The 24,790-nt window shown below is 38.8% G+C and carries 24 protein-coding genes and 2 pseudogenes; 16 read left to right on the top strand and 10 right to left on the bottom strand.

Annotation, left to right across the window (positions count from 1 at the left end):
- Positions 1 to 119: 119 nt before the first annotated feature.
- The 11 genes and pseudogenes from AC6H0A_RS06090 (at position 120) to AC6H0A_RS06140 (ending at position 11,730) form a co-directional block, all read left to right on the top strand.
- Entirely contained in the window at positions 120 to 572 is a 453-nt protein-coding gene (locus AC6H0A_RS06090) for a DUF441 domain-containing protein (protein ID WP_005642705.1), read from the top strand.
- Positions 573 to 947, top strand: a complete 375-nt coding sequence (locus tag AC6H0A_RS06095) for a DUF423 domain-containing protein (RefSeq protein ID WP_005642706.1) — start codon at positions 573 to 575, stop codon at positions 945 to 947.
- The gene (gene hrpA, locus AC6H0A_RS06100) at positions 944 to 4,855 is read left to right on the top strand and encodes an ATP-dependent RNA helicase HrpA (RefSeq protein ID WP_005642708.1); all 3,912 of its coding nucleotides are present in this window, start codon (positions 944 to 946) and stop codon (positions 4,853 to 4,855) included. The genes AC6H0A_RS06095 and hrpA overlap by 4 nt, the downstream gene beginning before the upstream one ends.
- An 18-nt stretch (positions 4,856 to 4,873) precedes the next feature.
- Positions 4,874 to 5,641 carry a hypothetical protein gene (locus tag AC6H0A_RS06105; RefSeq protein ID WP_005642710.1) on the top strand — a complete coding sequence of 256 codons (768 nt, stop codon included), beginning with the start codon at positions 4,874 to 4,876 and terminating at the stop codon, positions 5,639 to 5,641.
- Between the two features lie 238 nt (positions 5,642 to 5,879).
- Positions 5,880 to 5,984: pseudogene (locus AC6H0A_RS06110) on the top strand (DUF3418 domain-containing protein); the annotation flags it as partial.
- Between the two features lie 256 nt (positions 5,985 to 6,240).
- A complete protein-coding gene (gene nrfA / locus AC6H0A_RS06115) occupies positions 6,241 to 7,767 on the top strand; it encodes an ammonia-forming nitrite reductase cytochrome c552 subunit (RefSeq protein ID WP_005642712.1) in 1,527 nt (508 codons plus the stop codon).
- A 76-nt stretch (positions 7,768 to 7,843) separates the two neighbouring features.
- Positions 7,844 to 8,494 (top strand): cytochrome c nitrite reductase pentaheme subunit, encoded by a 651-nt coding sequence (gene nrfB / locus AC6H0A_RS06120; protein ID WP_005642714.1) that lies wholly within the window; start codon positions 7,844 to 7,846, stop codon positions 8,492 to 8,494.
- Positions 8,491 to 9,168 carry a cytochrome c nitrite reductase Fe-S protein gene (nrfC, locus tag AC6H0A_RS06125; RefSeq protein WP_005642716.1) on the top strand — a complete coding sequence of 226 codons (678 nt, stop codon included), beginning with the start codon at positions 8,491 to 8,493 and terminating at the stop codon, positions 9,166 to 9,168. The genes nrfB and nrfC overlap by 4 nt, the downstream gene beginning before the upstream one ends.
- Positions 9,165 to 10,130 (top strand): cytochrome c nitrite reductase subunit NrfD, encoded by a 966-nt coding sequence (gene nrfD / locus AC6H0A_RS06130; RefSeq protein WP_005642718.1) that lies wholly within the window; start codon positions 9,165 to 9,167, stop codon positions 10,128 to 10,130. Before nrfC ends, nrfD begins: the two co-directional genes overlap by 4 nt.
- A 100-nt stretch (positions 10,131 to 10,230) precedes the next feature.
- Positions 10,231 to 10,634, top strand: a pseudogene (locus tag AC6H0A_RS06135) (hypothetical protein).
- Between the two features lie 271 nt (positions 10,635 to 10,905).
- Entirely contained in the window at positions 10,906 to 11,730 is an 825-nt protein-coding gene (locus AC6H0A_RS06140) for a class II glutamine amidotransferase (RefSeq protein ID WP_179230778.1), read from the top strand.
- A 57-nt stretch (positions 11,731 to 11,787) separates the two neighbouring features.
- Here the strand turns inward: AC6H0A_RS06140 and tolA are convergent, their stop codons facing one another.
- The 4 genes from tolA to bcp form a co-directional block, all read right to left on the bottom strand.
- On the bottom strand, positions 11,788 to 12,561 hold the full coding sequence (gene tolA / locus AC6H0A_RS06145; protein ID WP_005642722.1) for a cell envelope integrity protein TolA: 774 nt from the start codon (positions 12,559 to 12,561) through the stop codon (positions 11,788 to 11,790).
- Between the two features lie 9 nt (positions 12,562 to 12,570).
- Positions 12,571 to 13,014 carry a TonB system transport protein ExbD gene (exbD, locus tag AC6H0A_RS06150; RefSeq protein ID WP_005642724.1) on the bottom strand — a complete coding sequence of 148 codons (444 nt, stop codon included), beginning with the start codon at positions 13,012 to 13,014 and terminating at the stop codon, positions 12,571 to 12,573.
- A 3-nt stretch (positions 13,015 to 13,017) separates the two neighbouring features.
- The gene (gene exbB / locus AC6H0A_RS06155) at positions 13,018 to 13,470 is read right to left on the bottom strand and encodes a TonB-system energizer ExbB (protein WP_005642726.1); all 453 of its coding nucleotides are present in this window, start codon (positions 13,468 to 13,470) and stop codon (positions 13,018 to 13,020) included.
- 167 nt (positions 13,471 to 13,637) lie between these two features.
- Complete coding sequence (gene bcp, locus AC6H0A_RS06160; RefSeq protein WP_005642729.1) at positions 13,638 to 14,105, bottom strand: thioredoxin-dependent thiol peroxidase; 468 nt, start codon at positions 14,103 to 14,105, stop codon at positions 13,638 to 13,640.
- Between the two features lie 102 nt (positions 14,106 to 14,207).
- Here bcp and dapA point away from each other — a divergent pair, with 102 nt between their 5' ends.
- Together dapA and bamC are read left to right on the top strand one after the other, a co-directional pair.
- Positions 14,208 to 15,104, top strand: a complete 897-nt coding sequence (gene dapA / locus AC6H0A_RS06165; RefSeq protein ID WP_005642731.1) for a 4-hydroxy-tetrahydrodipicolinate synthase — start codon at positions 14,208 to 14,210, stop codon at positions 15,102 to 15,104.
- 98 nt (positions 15,105 to 15,202) lie between these two features.
- Entirely contained in the window at positions 15,203 to 16,207 is a 1,005-nt protein-coding gene (gene bamC, locus AC6H0A_RS06170) for an NlpB/DapX family lipoprotein (RefSeq protein WP_005642734.1), read from the top strand.
- A gap of 32 nt (positions 16,208 to 16,239) precedes the next feature.
- On the opposite strand, the gene AC6H0A_RS06175 is transcribed toward bamC, so the two are convergent.
- Positions 16,240 to 17,283: a glycosyltransferase family 9 protein gene (locus tag AC6H0A_RS06175; RefSeq protein ID WP_044233178.1), complete on the bottom strand. Its 1,044-nt coding sequence runs from the start codon at positions 17,281 to 17,283 to the stop codon at positions 16,240 to 16,242.
- Positions 17,284 to 17,359: 76 nt separating this feature from the next.
- On the opposite strand from AC6H0A_RS06175, the gene AC6H0A_RS06180 reads away from it, so the two are divergent.
- Complete coding sequence (locus AC6H0A_RS06180; protein ID WP_005642739.1) at positions 17,360 to 18,085, top strand: 3-deoxy-D-manno-octulosonic acid kinase; 726 nt, start codon at positions 17,360 to 17,362, stop codon at positions 18,083 to 18,085.
- An 11-nt stretch (positions 18,086 to 18,096) separates the two neighbouring features.
- On the top strand, positions 18,097 to 18,684 hold the full coding sequence (rdgB, locus tag AC6H0A_RS06185; RefSeq protein WP_005642741.1) for an RdgB/HAM1 family non-canonical purine NTP pyrophosphatase: 588 nt from the start codon (positions 18,097 to 18,099) through the stop codon (positions 18,682 to 18,684).
- Positions 18,685 to 18,775: 91 nt separating this feature from the next.
- Here rdgB and AC6H0A_RS06190 read toward each other — a convergent pair whose 3' ends face one another.
- Positions 18,776 to 20,620: an ABC transporter ATP-binding protein gene (locus tag AC6H0A_RS06190; RefSeq protein WP_005642743.1), complete on the bottom strand. Its 1,845-nt coding sequence runs from the start codon at positions 20,618 to 20,620 to the stop codon at positions 18,776 to 18,778.
- Between the two features lie 78 nt (positions 20,621 to 20,698).
- Positions 20,699 to 21,595, bottom strand: a complete 897-nt coding sequence (locus AC6H0A_RS06195) for a cupin domain-containing protein (RefSeq protein ID WP_005642745.1) — start codon at positions 21,593 to 21,595, stop codon at positions 20,699 to 20,701.
- Positions 21,596 to 21,706: 111 nt separating this feature from the next.
- Here AC6H0A_RS06195 and AC6H0A_RS06200 point away from each other — a divergent pair, with 111 nt between their 5' ends.
- On the top strand, positions 21,707 to 22,048 hold the full coding sequence (locus AC6H0A_RS06200) for a carboxymuconolactone decarboxylase family protein (protein ID WP_005627672.1): 342 nt from the start codon (positions 21,707 to 21,709) through the stop codon (positions 22,046 to 22,048).
- A gap of 117 nt (positions 22,049 to 22,165) precedes the next feature.
- Here AC6H0A_RS06200 and rnhB read toward each other — a convergent pair whose 3' ends face one another.
- The 3 genes from rnhB to lpxA form a co-directional block, all read right to left on the bottom strand.
- Entirely contained in the window at positions 22,166 to 22,759 is a 594-nt protein-coding gene (gene rnhB / locus AC6H0A_RS06205; RefSeq protein ID WP_005642746.1) for a ribonuclease HII, read from the bottom strand.
- Positions 22,752 to 23,924: a lipid-A-disaccharide synthase gene (lpxB, locus tag AC6H0A_RS06210; protein ID WP_005642747.1), complete on the bottom strand. Its 1,173-nt coding sequence runs from the start codon at positions 23,922 to 23,924 to the stop codon at positions 22,752 to 22,754. Before lpxB ends, rnhB begins: the two co-directional genes overlap by 8 nt.
- Before the next feature lie 66 nt (positions 23,925 to 23,990).
- The gene (lpxA, locus tag AC6H0A_RS06215; RefSeq protein ID WP_005642748.1) at positions 23,991 to 24,779 is read right to left on the bottom strand and encodes an acyl-ACP--UDP-N-acetylglucosamine O-acyltransferase; all 789 of its coding nucleotides are present in this window, start codon (positions 24,777 to 24,779) and stop codon (positions 23,991 to 23,993) included.
- Positions 24,780 to 24,790: the final 11 nt, after the last annotated feature.

The raw sequence follows: 24,790 nt of genomic DNA on the forward strand, positions 1-24,790 counted from the left end.
TATTCTCGAATAAGGGGAAAGATGGCTTACATTCTAGCTTGTTTTTACTAAATAAAAAAACACATCAATAACTTAAACTTGATATAATTCGTCACAATTTTTCACCGCACTTTTCAAGTATGTCGTTACAATTCAATATAATCGCCTTATTATTGGTGATTTTAATTATTCTCGGGTTACTCAGTCACAACAGCGCGATTACCATTTCTGCTGCCGTATTACTTATCATGCAGCAAACTTTTTTATCTTCACACATTCCTTTGCTTGAAAAATATGGCGTTAAAATTGGTATTATTATTTTAACCATTGGGGTTTTAAGCCCCTTAGTTTCAGGGAAAATTCAGTTGCCTGATTTATCAGGTTTTCTTAGTTGGAAAATGGCACTTTCCATTTCTGTTGGTGTGCTTGTGGCATGGCTTGCAGGCAAAGGTGTGCCTTTAATGGGCGAACAACCGATTTTAGTCACTGGCTTGCTTATCGGCACAATTATTGGTGTAGCATTTTTAGGTGGGATTCCTGTTGGTCCACTTATTGCTGCAGGTATATTAGCTTTACTTTTAGGGAAAATTTAAATGAAAAACAAATATCTCACTCTTGCAACTTTAAGCGGCTTCTTCTGTGTCGCTCTAGGCGCATTTGCAGCACATGGCTTAAGCCATATATTAGAAGCAAAAGCATTATCATGGATTGATACGGGTTTAAAATATCAAATGTTCCATACTATTGCAGTACTTGCCGTTGCATTATCTGCTTTACGTGACAACAAATTCGCCCGATTATCCATGGCTTCTTGGTTAATTGGAACCTTATTATTTAGTGGAAGTTTATACGCACTCGCTTTCGGAGCAAATAATGTAATAGTGTGGATTACGCCTATTGGCGGAACTTTATTTTTAATCGGGTGGATTAGCTTAGCTTACGGAAGTTTCAAAAGTAAATCGCTATGAAAAACAGATCGATAAAACACGCATTAAGCCCTTTACAGCAATCTCTTTTTTCTCAATTAAATGACATCATGTTTGTGGATAAACGTCGTTTATCCGCCCGCATTCATGGTATTGGAAAAATTAAAAGCCAAGAGGCTCAACAAGCTGTTGCCGCTGAAATCCAGCTGCAGATTGAACAGGCTCAATTACGTGTAAAAAATCGTAAAAGTGCGGTCAAAAATCCGATTGTTTTTCCAGAGAGTTTGCCGGTTAGTCAACGCAAAGCAGAAATTCAAAAACTGCTTTCTGAACATCAGGTCATTGTGGTGGCAGGGGAAACCGGTTCAGGTAAAACCACCCAATTACCGAAAATGTGTTTGGAGTTAGGTTTCGGCAATTTAGGCATGATTGGTCATACTCAACCTCGTCGTATTGCTGCTCGTTCGGTGGCGGCACGTATTGCGGAAGAACTGGAAACGGAGCTAGGCGGTTTAGTTGGTTATAAGGTTCGTTTTAACGATCAAATCAGTGATGATACACAAATCAAGTTGATGACCGACGGGATCCTGTTAGCGGAAATTCAAAACGATCGTTTTCTCAATCAATATTCTTGTTTGATTATCGATGAAGCCCACGAACGTAGCCTAAATAACGATTTTATTCTCGGTTATCTGAAACAGCTTTTACCACGTCGTCGTGATTTAAAACTCATCATCACCTCCGCAACCATTGATGTAGAACGCTTTTCTAAACACTTTAACAATGCGCCGATTATTGAAGTCTCGGGCAGAACCTATCCTGTTGAAGTGCGTTATCGTCCCGTAGTGGAAGAAGACGATCAAGATCAGCTACAAGGCATTCTTAACGCGGTGGATGAACTGCAAGCGGAAGGTCGAGGCGATATTTTGATCTTTATGAACGGTGAGCGTGAAATTCGTGATACCGCCGAAGCTTTACAAAAACAAAATCTAAAACACACGGAAATTCTACCGCTCTTTGCTCGCTTGTCTGTGCAAGAACAGAATAAAATTTTCCATCCGAGCGGATTAAATCGCATCGTGTTGGCGACCAACGTCGCGGAAACTTCATTGACCGTGCCAGGCATTAAATATGTGATTGACCCAGGTACAGCGCGTATTTCCCGTTATAGCTATCGCACCAAAGTACAACGTTTACCGATTGAACCCATTTCACAGGCATCCGCTAATCAGCGTAAAGGCCGTTGTGGTCGTGTGAGCGAAGGGATTTGTATTCGTTTATATTCGGAAGAGGATTTTAATTCTCGTCCGGAGTTTACCGATCCTGAAATTTTACGCACAAATTTAGCCTCCGTTATTTTACAAATGACAGCGTTGGGTTTGGATGATATTGAAGCTTTCCCATTTGTTGATGCGCCAGATAAACGCCATATTCAAGATGGTATAAAACTGTTGGAAGAATTGGGCGCGTTTGAAATGGTTCGCACCAAATCAGGTGAGAAACGTCAATTAACGGCTGCTGGCCGTCAATTAGCGCAACTCCCAGTGGATCCACGTTTAGCGAAGATGTTGTTGAGTGCTGTCTCACAAGGTGCGTTGCATGAAATAATGATTATTGTCGCCGCGTTATCCATTCAAGATCCGCGTGAACGCCCACAAGAAAAACAACAGGCCTCCGATGAAAAACATCGTCGTTTTGCCGATAAAAAATCAGATTTCTTGGCATTCTTAAATCTTTGGCGTTATCTACAAGAACAACAAAAAGAATTGAGTAAAAACCAATTCCACCGTCAATGTCAAAAGGATTTCTTAAATTATTTACGTATTCGTGAATGGCAAGATATTTACCATCAAATTCGTTTAACCGTCCGTGAAATGGGCTTGCCGATTAATTCTGAAAAAGCAGAATATCAGCAAATTCATACCGCACTTTTAAGCGGTTTGCTTTCTCATATTGGTTTAAAAGAAGCAGAGAAACAACAATATCTTGGTGCACATAATGCCCATTTTGCAATTTTCCCAAATTCTGTGCTTTTCAAAAAACAACCGAAATGGGTGATGGCGGCAGAGTTAGTGGAAACTTCCAAACTTTGGGGGCGCATGGTGGCGGAAATCGAGCCAGAATGGATTGAGCCACTTGCCGAGCATCTAATTAAAAAATCCTATTCAGAACCGCGTTGGTCGAAATCTCGTGGCGCCGTGATTGCAGATGAAAAAGTCACGCTTTACGGTGTGCCGATTGTGGCTGCGCGGCTAGTGAATTACGGTGCTATTGATCCAACGGTGAGCCGTGAGATCTTTATTCAATCTGCCTTAGTGGAAGGGGATTGGAATACCAAACATAAATTCTTCAAAGAAAATCAACGACTCGTTCGAGAAGTAGAAGAGTTGGAACACAAAAGCCGCCGCCGCGATATTTTGGTGGATGATCGCACGCTTTTTGAATTTTACGATCAGCGTATTGGTACGGAAGTAGTTTCCCAAAAACATTTTGATACCTGGTGGAAAAAGGCGCAGCAAAAAGATCCCGAATTGCTTAATTTTGAACGTTCATTCTTGATTAATGATGATGAGGAACAATTGAGCAAGCTGGATTTCCCGAATTTCTGGCATCAAGGTAATTTGAAACTCAAACTGACGTATCAATTTGAACCAGGCACCGATGCGGACGGCGTGACAGTACATATTCCGTTGCCATTGCTCAACCAAGTGGAAATGACAGGTTTTGACTGGCAAATTCCAGGCTTGCGTGAAGAATTGGTGATTGCGCTGATTAAATCTCTGCCGAAATCTTATCGCCGTAACTTCGTGCCTGCACCTAATTATGCCCAAGCTTTTTTAAGTCGTGCCGTGCCATTGGAGAAACCGTTATTAGATACGCTAATTTATGAATTACGTCGTATGACGGGCGTCACCGTAGAAGCGGAACATTGGAATTGGGAACAAATCCCAAGTCATTTGAAAATGACGTTCCGTGTGGTGGATGAAAACGGCAAGAAAATTGCCGAATCCATGAATTTGGACGAGCTGAAATTCAACTTAAAAGATCGCGTACAGGAAAGCATTTCTGCTGTGGCAGATGATGGCATTGAGCAAAGCGGGCTGCATATTTGGAGCTTTGCAGATTTACCACAATGTTACGAACAAAAACAACGTGGTTTTAGCGTCAAAGCGTTCCCCGCCATTGTAGATGAAAAAGATGCTGTAGGTATCAAACTGTTTGAAACAGAGTTTGAGCAAGCAGTAGCGATGCAACAAGGTTTACGCCGCTTGTTGTTGCTCAATGTACCGTCACCGATTAAATATTTACATGAAAAATTACCGAATAAAGCTAAATTGGGTCTGTATTTTACTCCGTTCGGTCGCGTGTTGGATTTGATCGATGACTGTATCGCTTGTGCGGTGGATAAGCTGATTACCGATTTTGGCGGTTTTGTGTGGGATGAAGCGGGCTTTGAAAAATTGCGTGATTTCGTGCGAGAAAACCTTAACGAAGTGACCGTGAATATTGCGCAGAAAGTGGAACAAATCCTATCTCTCAATCACGCCTTAAACCAACGTTTAAAAGGCAAAATGGATTTCACGATGGCCTTTGCGTTTTCTGATATTAAGACGCAATTAAGCGGGCTGATTTATCCAGGTTTTGTGCAAAAGAGCGGTTATGATCGCCTACCGGATTTACAGCGTTATCTGCAAGCCGTTGATAAACGTATTGATAAACTGGCTCAAGATGTAAATCGTGATCGTGCGGCGATGCTACGCGTGGAACAGGTACAACAGGCTTACCAACAATTACTCGCTAAACTGCCAAAATCTAAACCAATTTCCGATGAGGTCGCGGAAATTCGTTATATGATTGAGGAATTGCGCGTGAGTTTATTTGCGCAACAGTTAGGCACGAAGTATCAAGTGTCGGATAAGCGGATTTTGAATATGATTTTAAATGTTTGAACGTAATTAGGGGAAGATATGCCTAACAATATCGAGTACCAATTTGAATTTTTATGCCATGCTATGAGAATGCAGCTAGAGCAGATTCTTAAGTATCCTGATTTAGTTGGTGTAGATGAGAAAGAAGCTATTTTTAATGTTGAAATATCTGTAAAAAGTACATTAGATGCTTTTCATAATGTATATGATGCAATACAAGAATCATCTAAGAAGTCAATCAATTGGTACAGTTATCCAGAATTGCATGTTATTTTATCACTGAGAAATGCTAAACATCATAATAAGGGATTAAGAAGTATTTTCTTTGAAGAGCGAAACTGTATTTATGTTAATTTTCAACAGAAGGATAAAGATACATTTCCTTGTATTATCTATCCTGTAAGGTGGATTGATATATATAACTACATAATGAATGATAAAAAAGGACGCTCTAAATATCAGTTATTAGCTGAATATTTGAATATAGATGCTTTTGAACATGAATCAATTATTCATGGGGTTAGTAAGGAGCTTATTTATATAAACATTATTCCTTTAATGTTACAAGCTGGTAGTAAATTGGTTGATATATGTAAAGAATATATACCAGAAGAGTTAACTAGTTGTGAGGCAAGATTTTTTATGGAGCATTTTAAAGATATATCTGAGTGCAAGCCTGAATGTATATTTCCTTATAATAAAGACGTTTACAAATCTAACATTAATACTATAAATAGGATAACAGAAATGATTATAGGTAAAGACAATCCATATTTAAAAGATATTAGATATTTATCACCACGATAGCCCCCCGCGATGGCGCACGTTTCCTAACGTGTGCCTTTTTCTAAAATATAAGCCCAAGATAGCGTAAGCGTCCACGCTTGTACTTATTTGGTCCAAGCGAGGACGCTTGAACCATCGCTCTGTTTTTAGAAAGTGCGAGCATTTTTTAAAACGTTTTTCAACTTCAAAAACAGGTTCAAAATCTACCGCGCTTTTGCTTATCAAAACCCCACATAAACCTTCTTCCCCAATCCTTCTGCGATACATTATAGAAAAATTACGAGTCAGTTTATTTGCTCAACAGCTGGGAACAAAATATCAAATATCGGATAAAAGAATAGAAAATATTATTAGTCAATATTAATGATAATAATACTCAAAATTAAGGCGTTATAAATCGCCTTAATTTATTCAAAACAACACATACCTCTTTGTGAGTATTTCAAAAAATAAGTTTGATCAATCTCAAATTTTTTAATTTTGCGAGTAGAAAAACTTTTTTCTTTTGGTATCTTACGCTCGAATGGAACTATATATCCACATTTTATGTGGATATTAAAAATAATTCTCAACTTTCTACTTAACCTAACCTTTTTATTACAACAAATGGAGTGATTATCGTGAACGCATTCAAAAAAAGCCTCATTGTGGCAGCGTCTTTCGCGAGTTTAAGCTTATTTAACTCAGCGGTAGCTGATATGGTTTATAAGCCATTAGAACAACCTGTTGAACCAGTAAAACCAGATTTGAAAATTGAATCTGTAAATGAAAAATTTGCAGAAAAATATCCAAATCAATATAATAGCTGGCGTTCAACTGCAAACGGCAACGGCGAAAAAATTATTTATGCCGATGAAGAGAATCCACGTTTAATCGTTCTTTGGGGCGGTTATGCATTTGCAAAAGAATACAATGCGCCACGCGGCCACTTTTATGCGGTCACTGATGTTCGTAGCATTCTGCGTACTGGTGCACCAAAAACTGCAAATGATGGTCCACAACCAATGGCATGTTGGACATGTAAAGGCCCTGATGTTCCACGTTTAATCGCGGAGTGGGGGGAAAAAGATTATTTCAATGCGAAATGGGCAAAAGGTGGTCCAGAAATCGTGAACTCAATCGGTTGTGCTGACTGTCACGATACGACTTCTAAAGATTTTGCTGAAGGTAAACCAGCATTGCGTATTGCTCGTCCACATGTGCTACGTGCATTAGATCACTTAAATAATGCAGTTCAAGCTAAAGCAAAAGCAGAAGGCAAAACCACACCTAACTTAAGTTTTAACACAGCAGAACGTACCGAAAAACGTGCAGAAATCTGTGCAAACTGTCATGTAGAATATTACTTCGCAGGCGACATTAAACAAGTGACTTTCCCTTGGGATAACGGTCAAACTGTGGATGATATTGAAAAATATTATGATGATATTGGTTTCTCTGATTGGACTCACAGTCTTTCTAAAGCACCAATGTTAAAAGCTCAACATCCTGACTTTGAAATTTGGTCTTTAGGTATGCACGGTAAAAATGGTGTAACTTGTGTAGACTGTCATATGCCAAAAGTACAAGGTAAAGACGGTAAAGTTTATACTGATCACCAAATCCAAAATCCATTTGATGCATTTGACCGCACTTGTGCAAACTGTCACGATCAAAGCAAAGAAAAATTACGCGATATCGTCACTTCACGTAAAAAAGAAGTGAAAGATGTAATGGGGCGTTTAGAAGAGCAAGTTGTTAAAGCTCACTTTGAAGCGAAAGCAGCTTGGGATGCAGGTGCAACTAAAGAAGAAATGGAAGCAGCATTAATGGATATTCGTCATGCTCAATGGCGTTGGGATTATGCTGCAGCGAGTCACGGCGGCCATATGCACGCACCTGATGTCATGCTTCGTGTATTAGGCTCTGGCTTAGATAAAGCGGCTGATGCTCGAACTAAACTTGCAGCAATTTTAACCAAACACGGTGTGAAAACTCCAGTTCAAATCCCAGATATTTCAACAGCTGATAAAGCATGGAAAGTAATGGGGATTGATATCGAAAAAGAACGCAAAGCTAAAGAAGAATTCTTAAAAACTGTGGTACCACAATGGGAACAACAAGCTAAAGAAAAAGGCTTATTAGTTGATCCACCAGCACAAAAATAAATGAAAAATCCACCGCACTTTTAAGTGCAAACTGGAAAGTGCGGTGATTTTCAAGGTCAAATTTGAGGTAACCCAAATGAATTTAACTTCTTTAATCAACAAATCTGCAAAAGCGTTAGCGTTAAGTGCGGCATTTGTAGCAACGCCATTTTTGGCTCATGCTGATGGTGCACAAAAACCTGCGGATCATTTTACTTATGAACCGCAATTAGATAACCAACGCGATCCAAATCAATATTGTGCTAAATGCCATAAATTCGACAAAGTAGATAAAAACCAAACTGTAGATCAGTCTGGTGGCGAACTCCACTTTGGTAAATTCCATGGTGCGCACTTAGATAAGAAAAATCCAAATAACGGTAAAGCAATTACTTGTGTAAGCTGTCACGGTAACATTTCTGAAAATCACCGTCGTGGTGCTAAAGATGTTATGCGTTTTGAAGGGGATATTTTCGGTAATAAAAAACCGATGTATTCAGTTCAAGAACAAAACCAAGTTTGTTTTGCTTGTCACCAACCTGACAAACTTCGTGAAAAACTATGGGCCCATGATGTACACGCAATGAAATTACCTTGTGCAAGTTGCCATACGCTTCACCCGAAAGAAGACGCAATGAAAGGTATTCAACCAAAACAACGCGTTAAACTTTGCGTAGATTGCCATGGTGAACAACAAAAACGTAAAGCTGAACAAGATAAACTAACCGAACAAAAGGATAAAAAATGACAGCCTGCTCACGCCGAAACTTTGTTTCCGGCATGGGGGCAGTGATCCTTATGACGGGAACATCTTTACCTTCTTTTTCGAAAGAAGACAAGGCGGATAAACCTAAACGTTACGCAATGATACACGATGAAAATTCGTGTATCGGCTGTACAGCCTGTATGGATGCATGCCGTGATGTAAACCAAGTGCCAGAAGGCGTTTCTCGCTTAGAGATTCTACGCAGTGAACCTTACGGTGAATTTCCAAATCAGGAATATGAGTTCTTCCGTCAATCTTGCCAACATTGTACAAACGCACCTTGCGTAGCAGTTTGTCCAACTGGTGCATCTTTTATTGATAAAGAGACTGGCATTGTAGATGTACATAAAGATTTATGCGTTGGCTGCCAATACTGTATCGCAGTTTGCCCATATCGTGTACGTTTTATTCATCCAGTACATCGTACCGCAGATAAATGTAACTTCTGCCGCGATACAAATTTAGCTAATGGTAAACAACCGGCTTGTGTGGAAGCGTGCCCAACCAAAGCATTAACCTTTGGGGATATGAATGATCCGATGAGTGCAGTTTCACGTAAAGTGAAAGAAAAACCGGTTTATCGCACTAAAGTGGAATTGGGTACACAACCAAACTTGTACCATATTCCATTCCAACATGGGGAGCCTAGAAGATGACATTAGATTATCCAGTTCCATTTCATACGCCTAATCTTGTGTGGGATTCTGCCATTGCGATCTACTTGTTCTTATTGGGGATCTCATCTGGTGCAGTACAGTTAGCAATTGTGTATAAACGCAGCAATAAAATAGAAAATCTAAGCCAAAACTGGATTATTCGATCTGGGGTAATTTTAGGGTCTGTACCAACATTAATTGGTTTAACGCTATTAATTTTCCACTTGGCTCGACCTTGGACATTCTGGAAATTGATGTTTAACTATCAATTTAACTCCGTAATGTCGATGGGGGTCATGCTATTCCAAATCTATATGTTGTTTTTAGTAGTTTGGGGAGTGGTGATTTTCAAAAAAGAAATCGAAGCATTAATTAATCGCTTTATGCCAAAACTGCAATTTGTGATGAAACTCATCGGTATTGCAGAACGTATTGCAAGTCCAGTCGAAGTTGTTCTTTTCGTATTGGCTGCCGTGCTTGGTGCATACACAGGGTTCTTACTTTCTGCATTGATCAGCTATCCAATGTTGAATAACCCAGTATTACCAGCATTATTCTTAGCTTCTGGTACATCATCTGGTATTGCTGCAACCTTCTTAATTATCTTGATTGCAGGAAAATTAAAAGGTGATTCTCATGAATCGCACTTCATCCACAAATTTGAAGTGCCAATTATGGTGACAGAGCTTGGTTTGCTTGTGTGTTTCTTCGTTGGCTTACATTTTGGTGGCGGCCAAAAAACAGTTGCCTTACATAATGCATTATCTGGTTTCTGGGGTGCGATATTCTGGATTGGGGTATTCTTTATTGGTATTTTGATCCCATTAATCGCCAATATGTTTGTTAATGACCGTTTAAAATACAACCGTAACTTTATTATCTTGGTGTCAATTTTTGACTTAATCGGGGTATTCTGTTTACGTTTCTTTGTTTTATATGCGGGACAATTAACAGTAGCATAAATCAGAATTATGTGTATAAGAAAGGCGTATTAATAAATACGCCTTTTTTCTTGTTTAAATAAGGGTCTGACGTAGATTAGCAAGTGCGCTAGTCTATAAGATGAAGATAACTCATTGTAAATTAAAGAAATTTATACAAAATAAGCTACTTGAATTTTTTGTATTAGAAGTTACAGCCTGAGCAACGGCTGATTTACTAAGTATCCAAGCCAATTCAGCAATTTTGTTTTTCCAAAAAATACCTAAAGTCATTAGCTATCATTTATCCCTTAAAGCCGATGAAGTTTTTGATGTGAGCAAATTTCACCACGAACGAATCTATCATTCCGAACTATTTGCGGTGAAACAAAACTACATAAATGGAATAGAAAATTTCTGGAGTCAAGCAAAGAAAATACTCCGAAAATATAATGAAATTGACCGAAAAAACTTCCTTTATTCTTGAAGGAATGTAAATTTCGGTTTAACTTTGGATCTCCAAAAGAACAGCTTAAAACATTGTAAAAATAGTTCGGTATTTAGCGCTAATCTACGTCAGCCCCATTTCTTTTTATCAATATTTATTACTTTAATTTTCAAATCCTATTTCTTTGAATAACTCTCATTAGAAATAATCGGTAATGATTTCTAGAAAATACTGTGTTAACTAAAAGAATTATTTTGGAGAGATCTAATACCTACATGGACATGAAAAATCCATAGAATCTCTCTTGATATTCCTTTCGTAATGGTGTTAAATCACTCACATATTGTGAGGTTATATCTTATTTAAATTATGTGTCAATTACTCGGAATGAATTGTAATACGCCGACGGATATTGTCTTTTCTTTTGAAGGTTTTCGTCGTCGTGCTGGTTTAACTGATTGTCATTCAGATGGCTTTGGAATCGCTTTTTTTGAAGGGCGTGGAGTGCGTATTTTTCGCGACAATCAAGCTGCTAGCCTTTCACCCATCGCTGATTGTGTGAAGCAATATAAAATTAAGTCTTTGAATGTCATTGCGCATATTCGTAAGGCGACTCAGGGCGAAGTGAATATTGAAAATACTCACCCATTTATTCGTGAAATTTGGGGGCAAAACTGGGTTTTTGCGCATAATGGTAATCTGAAAAATTTACCAGACATGACAGAACATTTTTTGCAACCAATAGGTTCTACAGATTCTGAAGCTGCTTTTTGTTATATGGCGGAATATCTCAAAAATACTTTTCGTAAAAAACCGAGTGAAATGGAAATTTTTGAGGCTATTCAAAAAGTAGCAAAAGAGCTTGCTCAACACGGCACATTCAATTTTATTCTGTCTAATGGCGAATGGATGATAGCTCACTGCTCAACGAATTTACATTATGTCATGCGACAAGCGCCTTTTGGTAAAGCTCACAGAATTGATGATGATGGTGTCATTGATTTTAGTGATTATGCAAAGGAAGGCGATAAAGTGAATATCATTACAACCTTTCCATTAACCAAAGATGAAAATTGGACAAAAATGGAAAATGGTGGATTTGTATTTTTTAAGAATGGGGATAAAATTGCTGAAGTGGTAGGTACCCCGAAAGAAGCGATTGATGATGGTACCTTAGGTAATCGAGCAGCTTAATTAAATCCAGCCAAATAAAAGTGCGGTTAAACTCAAAGAGAATTAACCGCACTTTTTTTATTGAAGCGTGAAACTAATCGGCACATTTAACCCTGAAGGGAATCCTGAAGGTCTTGCACCGACAGGTCTTGCGCTGTTAACTGCTTCTAATGCTGCATTATCTAGGCTTTCATCACCTGATGATTGAGTAACGCGAGCACCACTTAGTGAGCCATCAGGGCCTACATTGAAGGATACGCTGACTTTACCTTGCTTACGCATCATTTTTGCGCGAGTAGGGTAACGTTTATGACGTTCAATTTCACGACGAATTGCGGAGCGATAGGCTGCCATTTCGCTCGTGTCGGTTCCACTACCTGCTACTTGTGCATTGCTATTGGTGGCGCCAGTTGTGGTCGCTTTAGCATTCACGTTTGCACTTGAATCAATATTTTTATCACCTTTTGGTAGATCTTTATTGATTGGTTTTTCCTGTGGTTTAACGTCTTTTTTCGGTTTATCCTTTGGCTTTTCTTTAGGTTTTTCTTTTGGTTTTGGCTTTTCTTTTTCCGGTTCTTTGATTTTTTGTGGTTCAGGTTTCACCGTTGGATCTTCCACAACCTCTTGTTTTTCTGGTTCTGGCTCTTTTTGTATATTCTCTGGCTCAGGAGCTGGTTCTTCCATCACCATGCCTTGCACCATTTCCATGGAAATACTTGTGGATATGTCACCTGGTGCGCTATTGGCGCTATCACTTGGCTTATTCCAACTCCATAAGATTAACCCTACAACAATGCTGTGCACGATCAAAGAAATAAGCAAACCTAATAGCGAACGTTTTGTTTGCTGCATAATTATTCCTTAAGGCGTAGTTGGCACAGATTCAGCGGGTGCAGATTCTTGAGGATTTTTACCCGCACTTTTACCCTTATCTTTCATAGAAACAATAGCTACATTTTTGATCTCATTTTTAGAGAGCATATCTGTAATGGTAACAAAGTCTTGGAAAGAGGCTTCAGCATCAATTTTTAATGTGACTTTCTGATCTTTATTCCATTGGGCAATTTCTGCTTCTAGGGCTTCTTGCGTAATAGGTCTATCATTGAAATAGAGTTGTTTATCCGCTGTCACAGTCAATAATTTAGCAAGCTCATCAGCTTTAAATGCAATGGCTGTACTGGCTTTAGGTACGTTAACTTGAATTTTACCTTGAGAGATAAAAGAGGCAGTGATAAGTACTACAGCAAGCAACACCAACATAATATCAATGAAAGGGATAATGTTGATTTCATCGAATTTTTTCACAGACTATTCCTTATCTTTTTGTTCGTTTAACACTTTCCATTTCAAACGATTAACTTCAACTTTACGACCTAAACCGTTATAAAACACCATCGATGGAATAGCCACAAGAATACCTAATGCTGTCGCTTTTAATGCTAAAGATAAGTGCATCATAATGACGCCAGTGTCAATTTCGCCACTGCCATGACCGATTTGATAGAACGTTAATAAAATCCCGATAACTGTACCAAGCAAACCAACATATGGCGCGTTTGCACCAATAGTAGAAATAACGGTCATATTGCGATTTAAATCGATATCTAATGCGTGAATGGTGGAATAATGTGCAACGTTTATCTTTCTTAAGAAAAGATAACGTTCAATTACCATGGCTAGCATAATAATGCTCATCAGTAATAATAAACCGATGATAAAGTAGTCACTGTACTGTTGTAAAAAATCAAAAAGCTGCATCATTTTTTTCTGTCCTTATTATTTGAGAAATATCTTGAGAATATAATTGAGAATGAATTTCAATCAAGGATAAATTCTAGCAAAGGCGGAATAACGCGTAAATATCGAACTGAAAAAATAATGAATTTTTACCGCACTTTATATAGAAAAGTGCGGTAATTTTTGAAGGGTTATAGGGATCGAAGATAATCTACGATAACTTGATGATGTTCTGTTGTTTTGAATTTATCAAATACGTGAATAATTTTTCCGTTTTCATCAATTAAAAAACTAATTCGGTGAATACCATCGTAAGTTTTACCCATGAATTTTTTCTCACCCCATACGCCAAATTTTTCTGCAATTTTGTGATCAGGATCGGAAAGTAGTGTGAAATTAAGTGATTTTTTCTCAATAAATTGAGCTAATTTTTTCGGTGTATCAGGGCTAATGCCAAGTACAACTAAACCTAATTTATCTAATTCTGATTTACTATCACGCAATCCACATGCTTGCGTTGTGCAGCCTGGCGTGAGTGCTTTCGGGTAAAAATAGACTAATACTTTTTTACCGTGAAAATCATTTAAAGAAACGGGTTGTTCTTGCTGATTTAATAACGTAAAAATGGGTGCTTGGCTACCAACGGATAATGGATTCATAAAAAGCTCCTTTGATGAAAAAATATTTGCAAATTCAAGTCATTTTAGCGACTATAACGAGCTATACCAAATAATAAAATTAAAAAAACCAACGGAGGTTCTATGTCAGCACAAAATCCTTTATTTTCAGGCAGTATTGTTGCACTTGTTACACCTATGAATAATTACGGCGAAGTAGATTTCGCTTGTTTAGAAAAATTGGTGGAATATCACATTGAGGCAGGCTCTAATGCGCTTGTTTCTGTGGGAACAACGGGTGAATCAGCAACATTAAGTATTGAAGAAAATGTAAAGGTTATTGAGAAGACGGTTGAATTTGCCAAAGGTCGTATTCCTGTGATTGCTGGTGCAGGTGCAAATGCGACGAGCGAAGCAATTACAATGACAAAATTATTATATGATAGTGGCGTTGCGGGTTGTCTATCCGTTGTACCTTACTATAATAAACCAACCCAAGAAGGAATCTTCCAGCATTTTAAATCCATTGCTGAATGTACAGATTTACCGCAAATTCTTTATAATGTACCAGGTCGTACCAGTAGCGATATGAAGCCAGAAACTGTTGCTCGTTTAGCGAAAATCAACAACATTGTTGGTATTAAAGAAGCAACGGGAGATATCAGTCGTGTCACCAAAATTAAAGAACTAGCAGGCAAGGACTTCATCGTTTTAAGTGGTGATGATGCAACGAGTTTGGATGCGATGAAACTCGGCGCAGAAGGCGTGATTTCTGTAACGAATAACTTAGCACCAAAAGATATGGCTGATATGTGTCGCTATGCGCTTGCGGGAGATTTTGCTAAAGCAGAAGAAATTAATGCTCGCTTAATGCGTTTACACCATGATCTCTTTATTGAATCGAATCCAATTCCTGTGAAATGGGCGGCTTATCGTTTAGGTTTAATTAAGTCAGCACATTTACGCTTGCCATTGACGGTGTTAAGCGAAGAGGTTCAACCAAAAGTAGAAGAAGCACTGAAAATCGCAGGATTATTATAAAAATCAGGGGTAAGTCATTACCCCTAAACTTTTTGCATTATAGGCTGTCGAAGTGCGGTCAAAATTCATAAAGTTTTCAATTTAGTTAAGGTTCAAATATGAAAAAAATAATGTTGAGTTTAGCAGCCGTTATCGTATTGGCTGGCTGTTCGTCTGATCCTGAAACATTAAAGACTGCTAATGATTCTTTCCAAAAATCAGAGGCTTCTATCCCTGGATTCTCACCATTGGCGAGCGGGGGCGTAATGCTACCAAAAGCAGACGATACTTATGCGTTGCCTAATATTGCTGTGAAAAAGGGAGAAAATATTGATATTCGTCCTCCATCAACACCATTAGCGATTATTGAAAATTCATTAACACAATTCGATGGTGAACGAGCATTGATCGTGTATCCAGAACAGCAAGCAAGTGTGTATAACCTCCAACAAGTTGAACGCTTATTAAAAGAAGACGGTATTTCATCAATGACGAATGGTGCGATTTTAACGACGAACTGGGCGCCAACAGGAAGAATTGGTGATAAATCGGGCACTGAGATTAAATATCAAGTAGAACAAGTTATGGCTCAAGATGCGAGTGCACTAGCAGTATCTGTTTTACAAATGCGTCGTGATGGTGTGATTTTCACTCCAAGTGTATCTGATAAGCAACGTTATACGTCTGAACGCTTAAACCGCATTGTGTCTGCATTAACTTCTGCTTACAACAAACAGCAACAAGATTTATCTAGTGCTTCTGTGGGAGCGGTTGCTTCGCAAATTATTCAGGATTTGAATGACCAAACTGCATTAGCAATGAATGTTAATTTTGGTCAAGCATGGGAAAAATTAGGTGGAGCTTTACCTAAAGTGGGTTTTGCGATCAAATCTGAAACTGCTGGTAAAGGTTATCGTGAATTAAAATATTCAGCATTAAAAAAAGAAGATTGGTTGCGCATGGGAACTGAACTCCCAGAACTTGAAAACGGTACTTACCAAATGCAAATTTCTGATCATGGCAGACAAAGCTCCGTTGTCATTTCTGATGAAAAAGGCAAGGCATTGTCTGGCGATTCAGCCGAGAGAATTTACCAAGCAATTAGTAACTTGATTGCAAGATAAATAAAAGCTCAGTATTAGCTGAGCTTTTTTCTTTAGAATAATCCTAATTTTTTCATTTGTTCAATGACGGGTTCGACTTGAATCTGTGCCATCAAATTTTTCCCTTTTAGTTTCGTTGCCCAAGGTAGTTCAGAAGACGGTTTGCCAAATTCTTTTTGGACATTTTCTTCATATACTGATACCACGTTATCTAAATTATTATAAGGTGCAGTACGCAAAGGATTGTGATAAGCATACAAGCCAATAACTGGTGTTCCTTGTGTTGTCGCAATATGGGCAGGACCAGAATCTGGCGAAAGTACCAGATCTACCTTAGAAATTAAAGCAGTAAGCTGTTTTAGGTTTGTTTTCCCTGCAATATTGGTTGGTGTGAAGTGGCAAAGTGCGGTAATTTTTTCGACTATTTCTAATTCACGTTTGGCTGGCGAGCTGCAGAAGATGACATTGATATTATGCTGATGGGCAATATTGGCAACCTCTGCATAACGTTCGATTAGCCAATCTTTTTCTGCTTTGCTAGAACAAGGGGAAATTAATAAATTTTTACGAGAGAAATCAATAAATTGATCTGCAAATTTATAATCATTTTCTGAGATAGCTAATTCCCATTTCGGTTCTGATTTCGGTACGCCAATATATTCAGCGAAAGCCATAAATCCATCTAATACATGAAGCGATGAGGGATCTGTGATACGACGATTTACAAATAGCCACTGCCCTTCGCGAGAACGTTTTTTTCCAAATCCAATTTTGAATTTTGCTTTAATTCCTAAAGAAAGGATTGATGCACGAAATGCTGTTTGCATATTTAATAGTGCATCAAACTGTTTATTTTTTAGTTTTTTCCAGAGTAATAAAACACCTTTCCATCCCGCTTTTTTGTCGTAAGGAATGAATGTGATATTAGGAATGCCTGAAAGCAAACTCATTTCGGTTTTTCCTACAATCCAAGTAATTTCTGTTTGGGAATAATATGCTTGAATGTGCTGAACTACAGCTAAGGCATGGCAGACATCGCCTACAGCTGACAATCGGAGAATACAAAGGGATTTTGGAGCTTTAGTAAAAAGTGGCATTGACATTCCTTTCTCATTTAACTTGCGCCTATTTTAAAGTAGAATGAGCCCATTTTCTATTCATAACAACATTCCCATGCACCAATTCCAACAAGATAACCAATATTTTATCTTTAATTTTGATCTCACTTTTGAGCAAGCAACCGAGTTTTTCCAAGCGGAATTTTGGCAAAAACAAGAACGAGTGATAGGAAGTGCAAAAGGTCGAGGCATCACTTATTTCTTGCAAACTGAAGATTGGTTTGGTGTAAATTGTGCGTTGCGTCATTATTATCGCGGTGGACTTTGGGGTAAACTGAACAAAGATCGTTATCGTTTTTCTGCTCTTGAAACTACCCGTAGCTTTGCTGAATTTCATTTGTTGCAACGTTTGTATGAAGCAGGTTTACCTGTGCCTAAACCGATTGCCGCACGTATTCAAAAAGGCAAGTTAGGTATTTGCTATCAAGCGGATATTTTGATGGAAAAAATCGAAAATGCGCAGGATTTAACCGCACTTTTACAAACACAAACATTGCCAAAAGAAACTTGGATGCAAATTGGTCGTTTGATTCGAAAACTACATGATTTACAGATTTGCCATTCGGACTTGAATGCACACAATATTTTGCTTCAACAAACTGAACAAGGGCAACAATGTTGGTTACTCGATTTTGATAAGTGCGGTGAAAAATCTGGAGATTTTTGGAAAGCACAAAATCTGAACCGTTTAAAACGTTCCTTTGAAAAAGAAGTTGGACGAATGAATATTCAATTTACCGAGCAAAACTGGGCTGATTTAACAGCAGCTTATCATCAATAAAAGGACTGATTATGAAACAAAAAATCGTACTTGCTACAGGCAATAAAGGTAAAGTAAAAGAAATGGCGGATGTCCTATCTGATTTTGGTTTTGAAGTGATTGCGCAAACAGATTTAGGTATTGAAAGCCCAGAAGAAACAGGCTTAACTTTCGTTGAGAATGCGTTATTAAAAGCGCGCTATGCATCAGAAAAATCGGGTTTACCTGCTATTGCGGATGATTCAGGCTTGGTGGTTTCCGCACTTAATGGTGCGCCAGGCCTGTATTCTGCACGTTATGCTGGTGAAGAGGGCAATGATGCTAAAAACCGTGAGAAATTATTGGCAGAGCTTGCTCATGTTGCACAAGATAAACGCCAAGCCAAATTTGTGAGCTGTATCGTGTTTTTACAGCATCCAACGGATCCATCGCCAATTATTGCCGAAGGTGAGTGTCACGGTGTGATTGGTTTTGAAGAAAAAGGCGAAAATGGTTTTGGTTATGACAGTTTATTCTTTAGCCCAGAACAAGGTTGCACATTTGCTGAATTAGAAACAGCTGAGAAGAAAAAAATTTCTCATCGTGCACGAGCATTGAAAGTATTAAAAAGTAAGTTATAAATCTAGTTAAAAGTATGATGATAAAAGGCACGCATATTTTTTATACGCGTGCCTTTTTATATGGATTTTATCTCATAGCGGAAAAGTAATATTATTCAGCATGTTCACTTAAAAATCCGCCACTTTGATGATTCCAAAGTTTAGCGTACAGACCATTACGCGCCAGTAATTCAGCATGGGTACCTTGTTCAACAATTTGTCCTTTATCAAGCACAATCAGGCGATCCATCGCTGCGATGGTGGATAAACGATGAGCAATGGCAATCACTGTTTTATTTTCCATAATCTTATCGAGACTTTCTTGTATCGCCACTTCCACTTCCGAATCCAATGCGCTTGTGGCTTCATCTAACAATAGAATTGGTGCATCTTTTAATATGACACGAGCAATAGCAATGCGCTGACGCTGACCACCTGAAAGTTTAACACCTCGTTCACCCACATGGACATCATAGCCTTTTTTGCCTTGAGCATCAGTGAGGAATGGAATGAAATCAGCGGCTTCCGCCCGTTCAGCTGCTAAAATCATCTCTTCATCTGTGGCATTAGGGCGTCCATAAATAATATTGTCACGAACAGAGCGATGCAGCAGTGAAGTGTCTTGAGTCACTAAACCGATTTGGCGGCGTAGGCTTTCTTGTTGCACATCTAGTACATCTTGCCCGTCAATGGTAATCGCACCTTGTTGTGCTTCATAGAAACGAAGCAACAAGTTCACAATTGTAGATTTTCCTGCACCAGAACGGCCGATTAGTCCGACTTTTTCACCTGGTTTTATGGTGAGATTGAAATGATTGAGCAATGGTTTTGTCGGATCATAAGCAAAGGTAATATCGTTAAACTTAATTTCCCCTTGTGTCACTTGTAACGGCGATGCTTGTGGTTTATCCACAATAGTATGAGGTTTGGTTAAAGTATTCATTCCATCGTTTACGGTTCCGATATTCTCAAACAAACGGGCAGATTCCCACATAATCCAACGAGATAGTCCATTTATTCGTAATGCCATTGCCGTTGCCGTTGCTATTGCACCCACGCCAACTTGCCCATTTTTCCATAAAATAATGCCGAGTACGGCTGTGCTTAGTGTAAGTAAAATATTAGCTGCATAGGTGAGTGTGTCCAGTGATGTGGCTAAGCGCATTTGGGCGTGCACTGTGACCATAAAATCTTCCATAGAACGCTTGGCATAAGCGGCCTCTCGCGAACCATGAGAGAATAATTTTACTGTAGCGATATTCGAATAAGCATCTGTAATGCGTCCTGTTATTAACGAGCGTGCATCAGCTTGTCGTTGGGCCGTCTTTGATAATTTAGGAATAAGGGTTCGTAGGATAAAAATAAAAATCGTAATCCAAGCAATAAATGGTAGTAAGAACCAAGAGTCTAATGCCGCGAGAACCAAGCCCGATGTAATAAAATATACGATGACATATACAAACATATCCGCAAGTGTGAGTACCGTATCACGAACAGCAAGTGCGGTTTGCATTACTTTGGCAGACACTCTGCCGGCAAATTCATCTTGATAAAAACTCAAACTTTGTCCAAGCATTAAACGATGAAAATTCCAACGTAATCGCATTGGAAATACGCCTTGTAAGGTTTGTAAACGTACGGTAGAGGCTAAAAATCCCCACACGATGCTAACAAGTAATAGTGCAGCCATGCCAATTAATAAATGGCCTTTTTCTTGCCATAACGTCTCAGGCGTAAATGTCCCTAACCAATCTACAAGCGTTCCCATAAATTGGAATAATATGGCTTCCATTACACCCGTACCAACCGTTAGCAATGTCAGTAAGAGAATCCAGCCTTTCATTCCTTCAATGCTAGACCAAATAAAGCGCAATAAGCCTTTTTTAGGTGTTGTTGGATTACCTTCTGGATAAGGATTTAAACGGTTTTCAAACCACGAAAAAATTTTGTTAAACATATCTTTTCCTTAAAAAGAAAAGGCAACAGACGTTGCCTTTCAAAAAACTTGCCGATTATAGCGCAAAAATTCTCCAATTTATAGGCTGGCAGATTTTCTGTATTGGCTTGGCGAAAGTTGGTAGTAATTCTTAAAGGCTTTACTAAAATGCGCCTCCGATTGATATCCCACCTCTAAAGCAATAGCAAGCACGGATTGTTGGGATTGCTTTAATAAAAACGCTGCCGATTGTAACCGCACTTGAGTAATAAAACGCCCTGGCGACATACCAAGTTGTTGTTGAAAAACACGAATAAAGTTTGCGCGAGACATTGCAGAAAGATCGGCTAATTGTTCAATTCGCCAATCTTCTTGAGGACGTTGTAATATCGCACCTAGCACCGTATTTAATCGCTTGTCTTGCAACGCAAGTAGCACACCGCCTGTAATTAAGTTCTCTTGAATCGCATGGCGTAAAATATAAATTAAAAGCACATTCGAAAGTGCATCGACGACTGATTTCGTACCTGCATCGTTTTTTTGTGCTTCTTGTAGAAAAAGTTGAACCAAAGGATGAATCGGTGTATCGCATAAATTGAGATGCAAATATTCAGGCATAGAAGCTGTGAGGAGAGCATCTTGTTGATAATAAAACGCCCCGCAGAACATTTTTAAATCAGGCGTGCCTTGCCCTACTTGATACAATTCAAATGCACCTTGCCAGCTTTTTTTGAATGATGCGTCCTTTGTTTTATCAGACGAATGACGCATAAAGTGCGGTTGATTTTGGGGAAGGAAAAAGATATCACCTTCCTTTAAATGAAATTGCTTTTGTCCGAGTGTAAGCCAGCATTCGCCTTGTTCAATAAGATGGAATACGCCTTTTCCTGCATCTTTTTCTTGGTGGGCAACTTGCCATTCACCTTGAAATTCACAGCGAATATTAATTTCCCCACGCACTTGTGCTAAATGGGTGAGTTTATCTAAATAATCCATAATGAGATGTTAGCGATAAAAATTGAGATAAATAAGCAAGTATCATAATCCAATCTGCCTATAATTTATCACACCAGTTCGTTATTAATTCAATATATTTAGGAGAACATTATGTTTGCAGATTGGAAAGAAGAAACATCACACGTTAAAAAATCATTTGGTGCGTTAGGTAAACAATATCCAAAAATGTTACAAGCTTACCAAGCATTAGGCGCAGCAGCGGCAGAAGGTAATGTACTTGACGCTAAAACTCGTGAACTTATCGCATTAGCAGTTGCTGTAACAACTCGTTGCGAAAGCTGCATTAGCGTACACGCAGAAGAAGCTGTGAAAGCTGGCGCAAGCGAAGCTGAAGTGGCTGCAGCATTAGCAATGTCTATCGCATTAAATGCAGGCGCGGCTTATACTTATTCTTTACGTGCATTGGAAGCATATAACGTACAGAAAGGTTAATTAACCGTTATTCCATAGAGTTAAGTTGATTAAAGGAAAGGGAGTATTTTTAATACTCCCTTTGTTTTATCGATATTTGACGGCTTAACAAAATAAAAGTATTTTGCGATTAAAATTCTAACGATTTTCTAGCACTTTTTTCACTGGAGCAAAGCTACGACGATGTTGCGGTAACGCGCCAAGTTCAGCTAATTTTTCCAAATGTAATTTGGTCGGATAGCCTTTGTGCTGGGCAAAAGCGTATTCTGGATATTGCTTGTCTAATTCTTCCATTTCTTGGTCTCGTGCCACTTTTGCCAAAATAGAAGCTGCACTGATTTCCGCCACAAGGCTATCGCCTTTTACGACGGCTTGCGCTGGGATATCTAAATCTTTTGGGATCTTATTGCCATCAACTAACACAAAGTGCGGTTGAATTTTTAAAGATTTTACTGCTCGAGTCATTGCCAGCAAGGAGGCTTGTAGGATATTTATCTTGTCAATTTCATTAGCTTCAGCTCGACCTAATGCCCAAGCAAGGGCTTTTTCTTTGATTTCTTCAGCAAGGGCTAAACGTTTTTTCTCAGAAAGTTTTTTAGAATCAGCGAGGCCTTCAATTGGGTTATTAGGATCTAAGATAACGGCAGCCGTTACAACAGGCCCAACTAGAGGGCCTCGCCCAACTTCATCAACGCCAGCGATCAATTCATAGCCTTGTGGATATTCAAACATTTTCTGTTCCCTCTAATAAATCAATGACTGCTTGAGCCGCTTGTTTATCGGCATTACATTGAATTTTTTGGTGTAAATCCGTGAAGTGCTGAACCAAAACATAGCGATTTTTTACCGCACTTTCATCATCAGAAAGATAAACAGATAGTTTTTCAGCGAGCAATTCTGGCGTGCATTCTTCTTGAATCATTTCAGGAACGAGCATTTCATTCGCAAGCAAGTTTGGTAAAGAAATATAATCTGTTTTTACTAAACGTTTTGCTAAGAAATAGGTCAGTGGTTTCATTCGATAGCCAACCACCATGGGTGATTTACAAAGCATTGCTTCAAGTGCTGCTGTTCCTGAAGCAAGAAGTGTTGCATCAGCTACGATCATTGCTTGTCGTGCATTGCCATCAATTAAATGCAGGTCTAGATTTGGCGCAATTTTAGCTTTAATTGTTTCAAATTGAATTCGTCGTTTTTCGTTTACCAAAGGAACTAGGAATTGTAAATCAGGAAATTGTTCTTTTAATAATAAAGCGGTTTTTAAGAAAGGTTCAGCTAGAAATTCCACTTCTGAACCACGACTTCCAACTAAGATTGCTAAATAGCGTTGTGTGGGATCAATCTGTAGCATTTGGCATGCTTCGGCACGATTTGGTTTGAGCGGAATAGCATCTGCCATTGTGTGTCCAATAAAACGGCAAGGAACGTTAAATTTATCGTAAAAGGCTTTCTCAAAAGGCAAAAAGGCAAGAACTTGATGAGTCGCTTTGGCAATTTTGTGAATGCGATTTTGACGCCAAGCCCATACAGAGGGGCTCACGTAATGAATAGTTTTAATTCCGTTTGCTTTGAGCTTGAGTTCTACATCTAAATTAAAATCAGGTGCATCAATGCCGATGTAAACATCAGGTTTTTCTTGCAGCATTGTTTGAATGACATTTTTGCGAATTTTCAACAAACGAGGAAGATGTTTCAAAATTTCAGCCAAGCCCATGACTGAAAGCTCTTCCATATCGACAAGCGTCTCACAGCCTTCAGACAACATTCTTAGACCAGCAATGCCAATAAAGCGAGCATTAGGATAATGAGCTTTGAGCTGGCGAATTAAACCAGCACCGAGAATATCACCAGATACTTCTCCTGCAACAAGAGCAATGGTTGGATTTGTTTTGTTCATCAAATTTACCCTAAAAAATAACCGCACTTTGGCGTGCAAAGTGCGGTTGAATACAGAGATACTTTATTAACGAATAATACCGCGAGTTGAACGTTTGAAAAATTCAACAAAGAAACTGATCGCTGAATCGGTTTCCGCAATTTGCTCAATTTCTGGTAACACTTCTTCGAGCGTTTTGCCGCTACGATAGATCATTTTATAAACGTTACGGATTGCGTGCATAGTTGGTTTATCAAAACCACGACGTTTTAAACCTTCTAAGTTTACGCCAAATGGACGGGCGTGGTTGCCTTGTGCCATAACGTAAGGAGGTACATCTTGGCTTACCATAGAGCCACCGCCTAACATGACATGAGCACCAACGATCACAAATTGGTGAATTGCTGACATACCACCAACAATCACGAAATCATCTAACTCTACGTGACCTGCAAGCGTTGCATTGTTTGCTAAAATACAGTTGTTTTTAATTTGGCAATCGTGCGCAACGTGAACATTCACCATTAATAAATTGTTATTACCAATAGAGGTTACACCACCACCTTGGATAGTACCACGATGAATTGTCACATGTTCACGAATTCGGTTGCCATTACCAATGATTGTTTTAGTTGCTTCGCCGTTATATTTTAAATCTTGGTTCACTTCACCAATGCTAGCGAATTGATAGATTTCATTATCTTCGCCAATAACCGTATCGCCACGTACGACAACGTGAGATTTCAATACAGTGCGAGCTTTAATTTCAACAGTGCCTTCAACAATACAGAAAGGCCCGATAACAACACCTTCACCAATAACTGCGCCTTCTTCAACTAAGGCTGTAGGATGGATTTTTGCATTTGGGTGGATCATATTTACCCCCT

The organism is Haemophilus sp. THUN1692 (assembly GCF_059704395.1).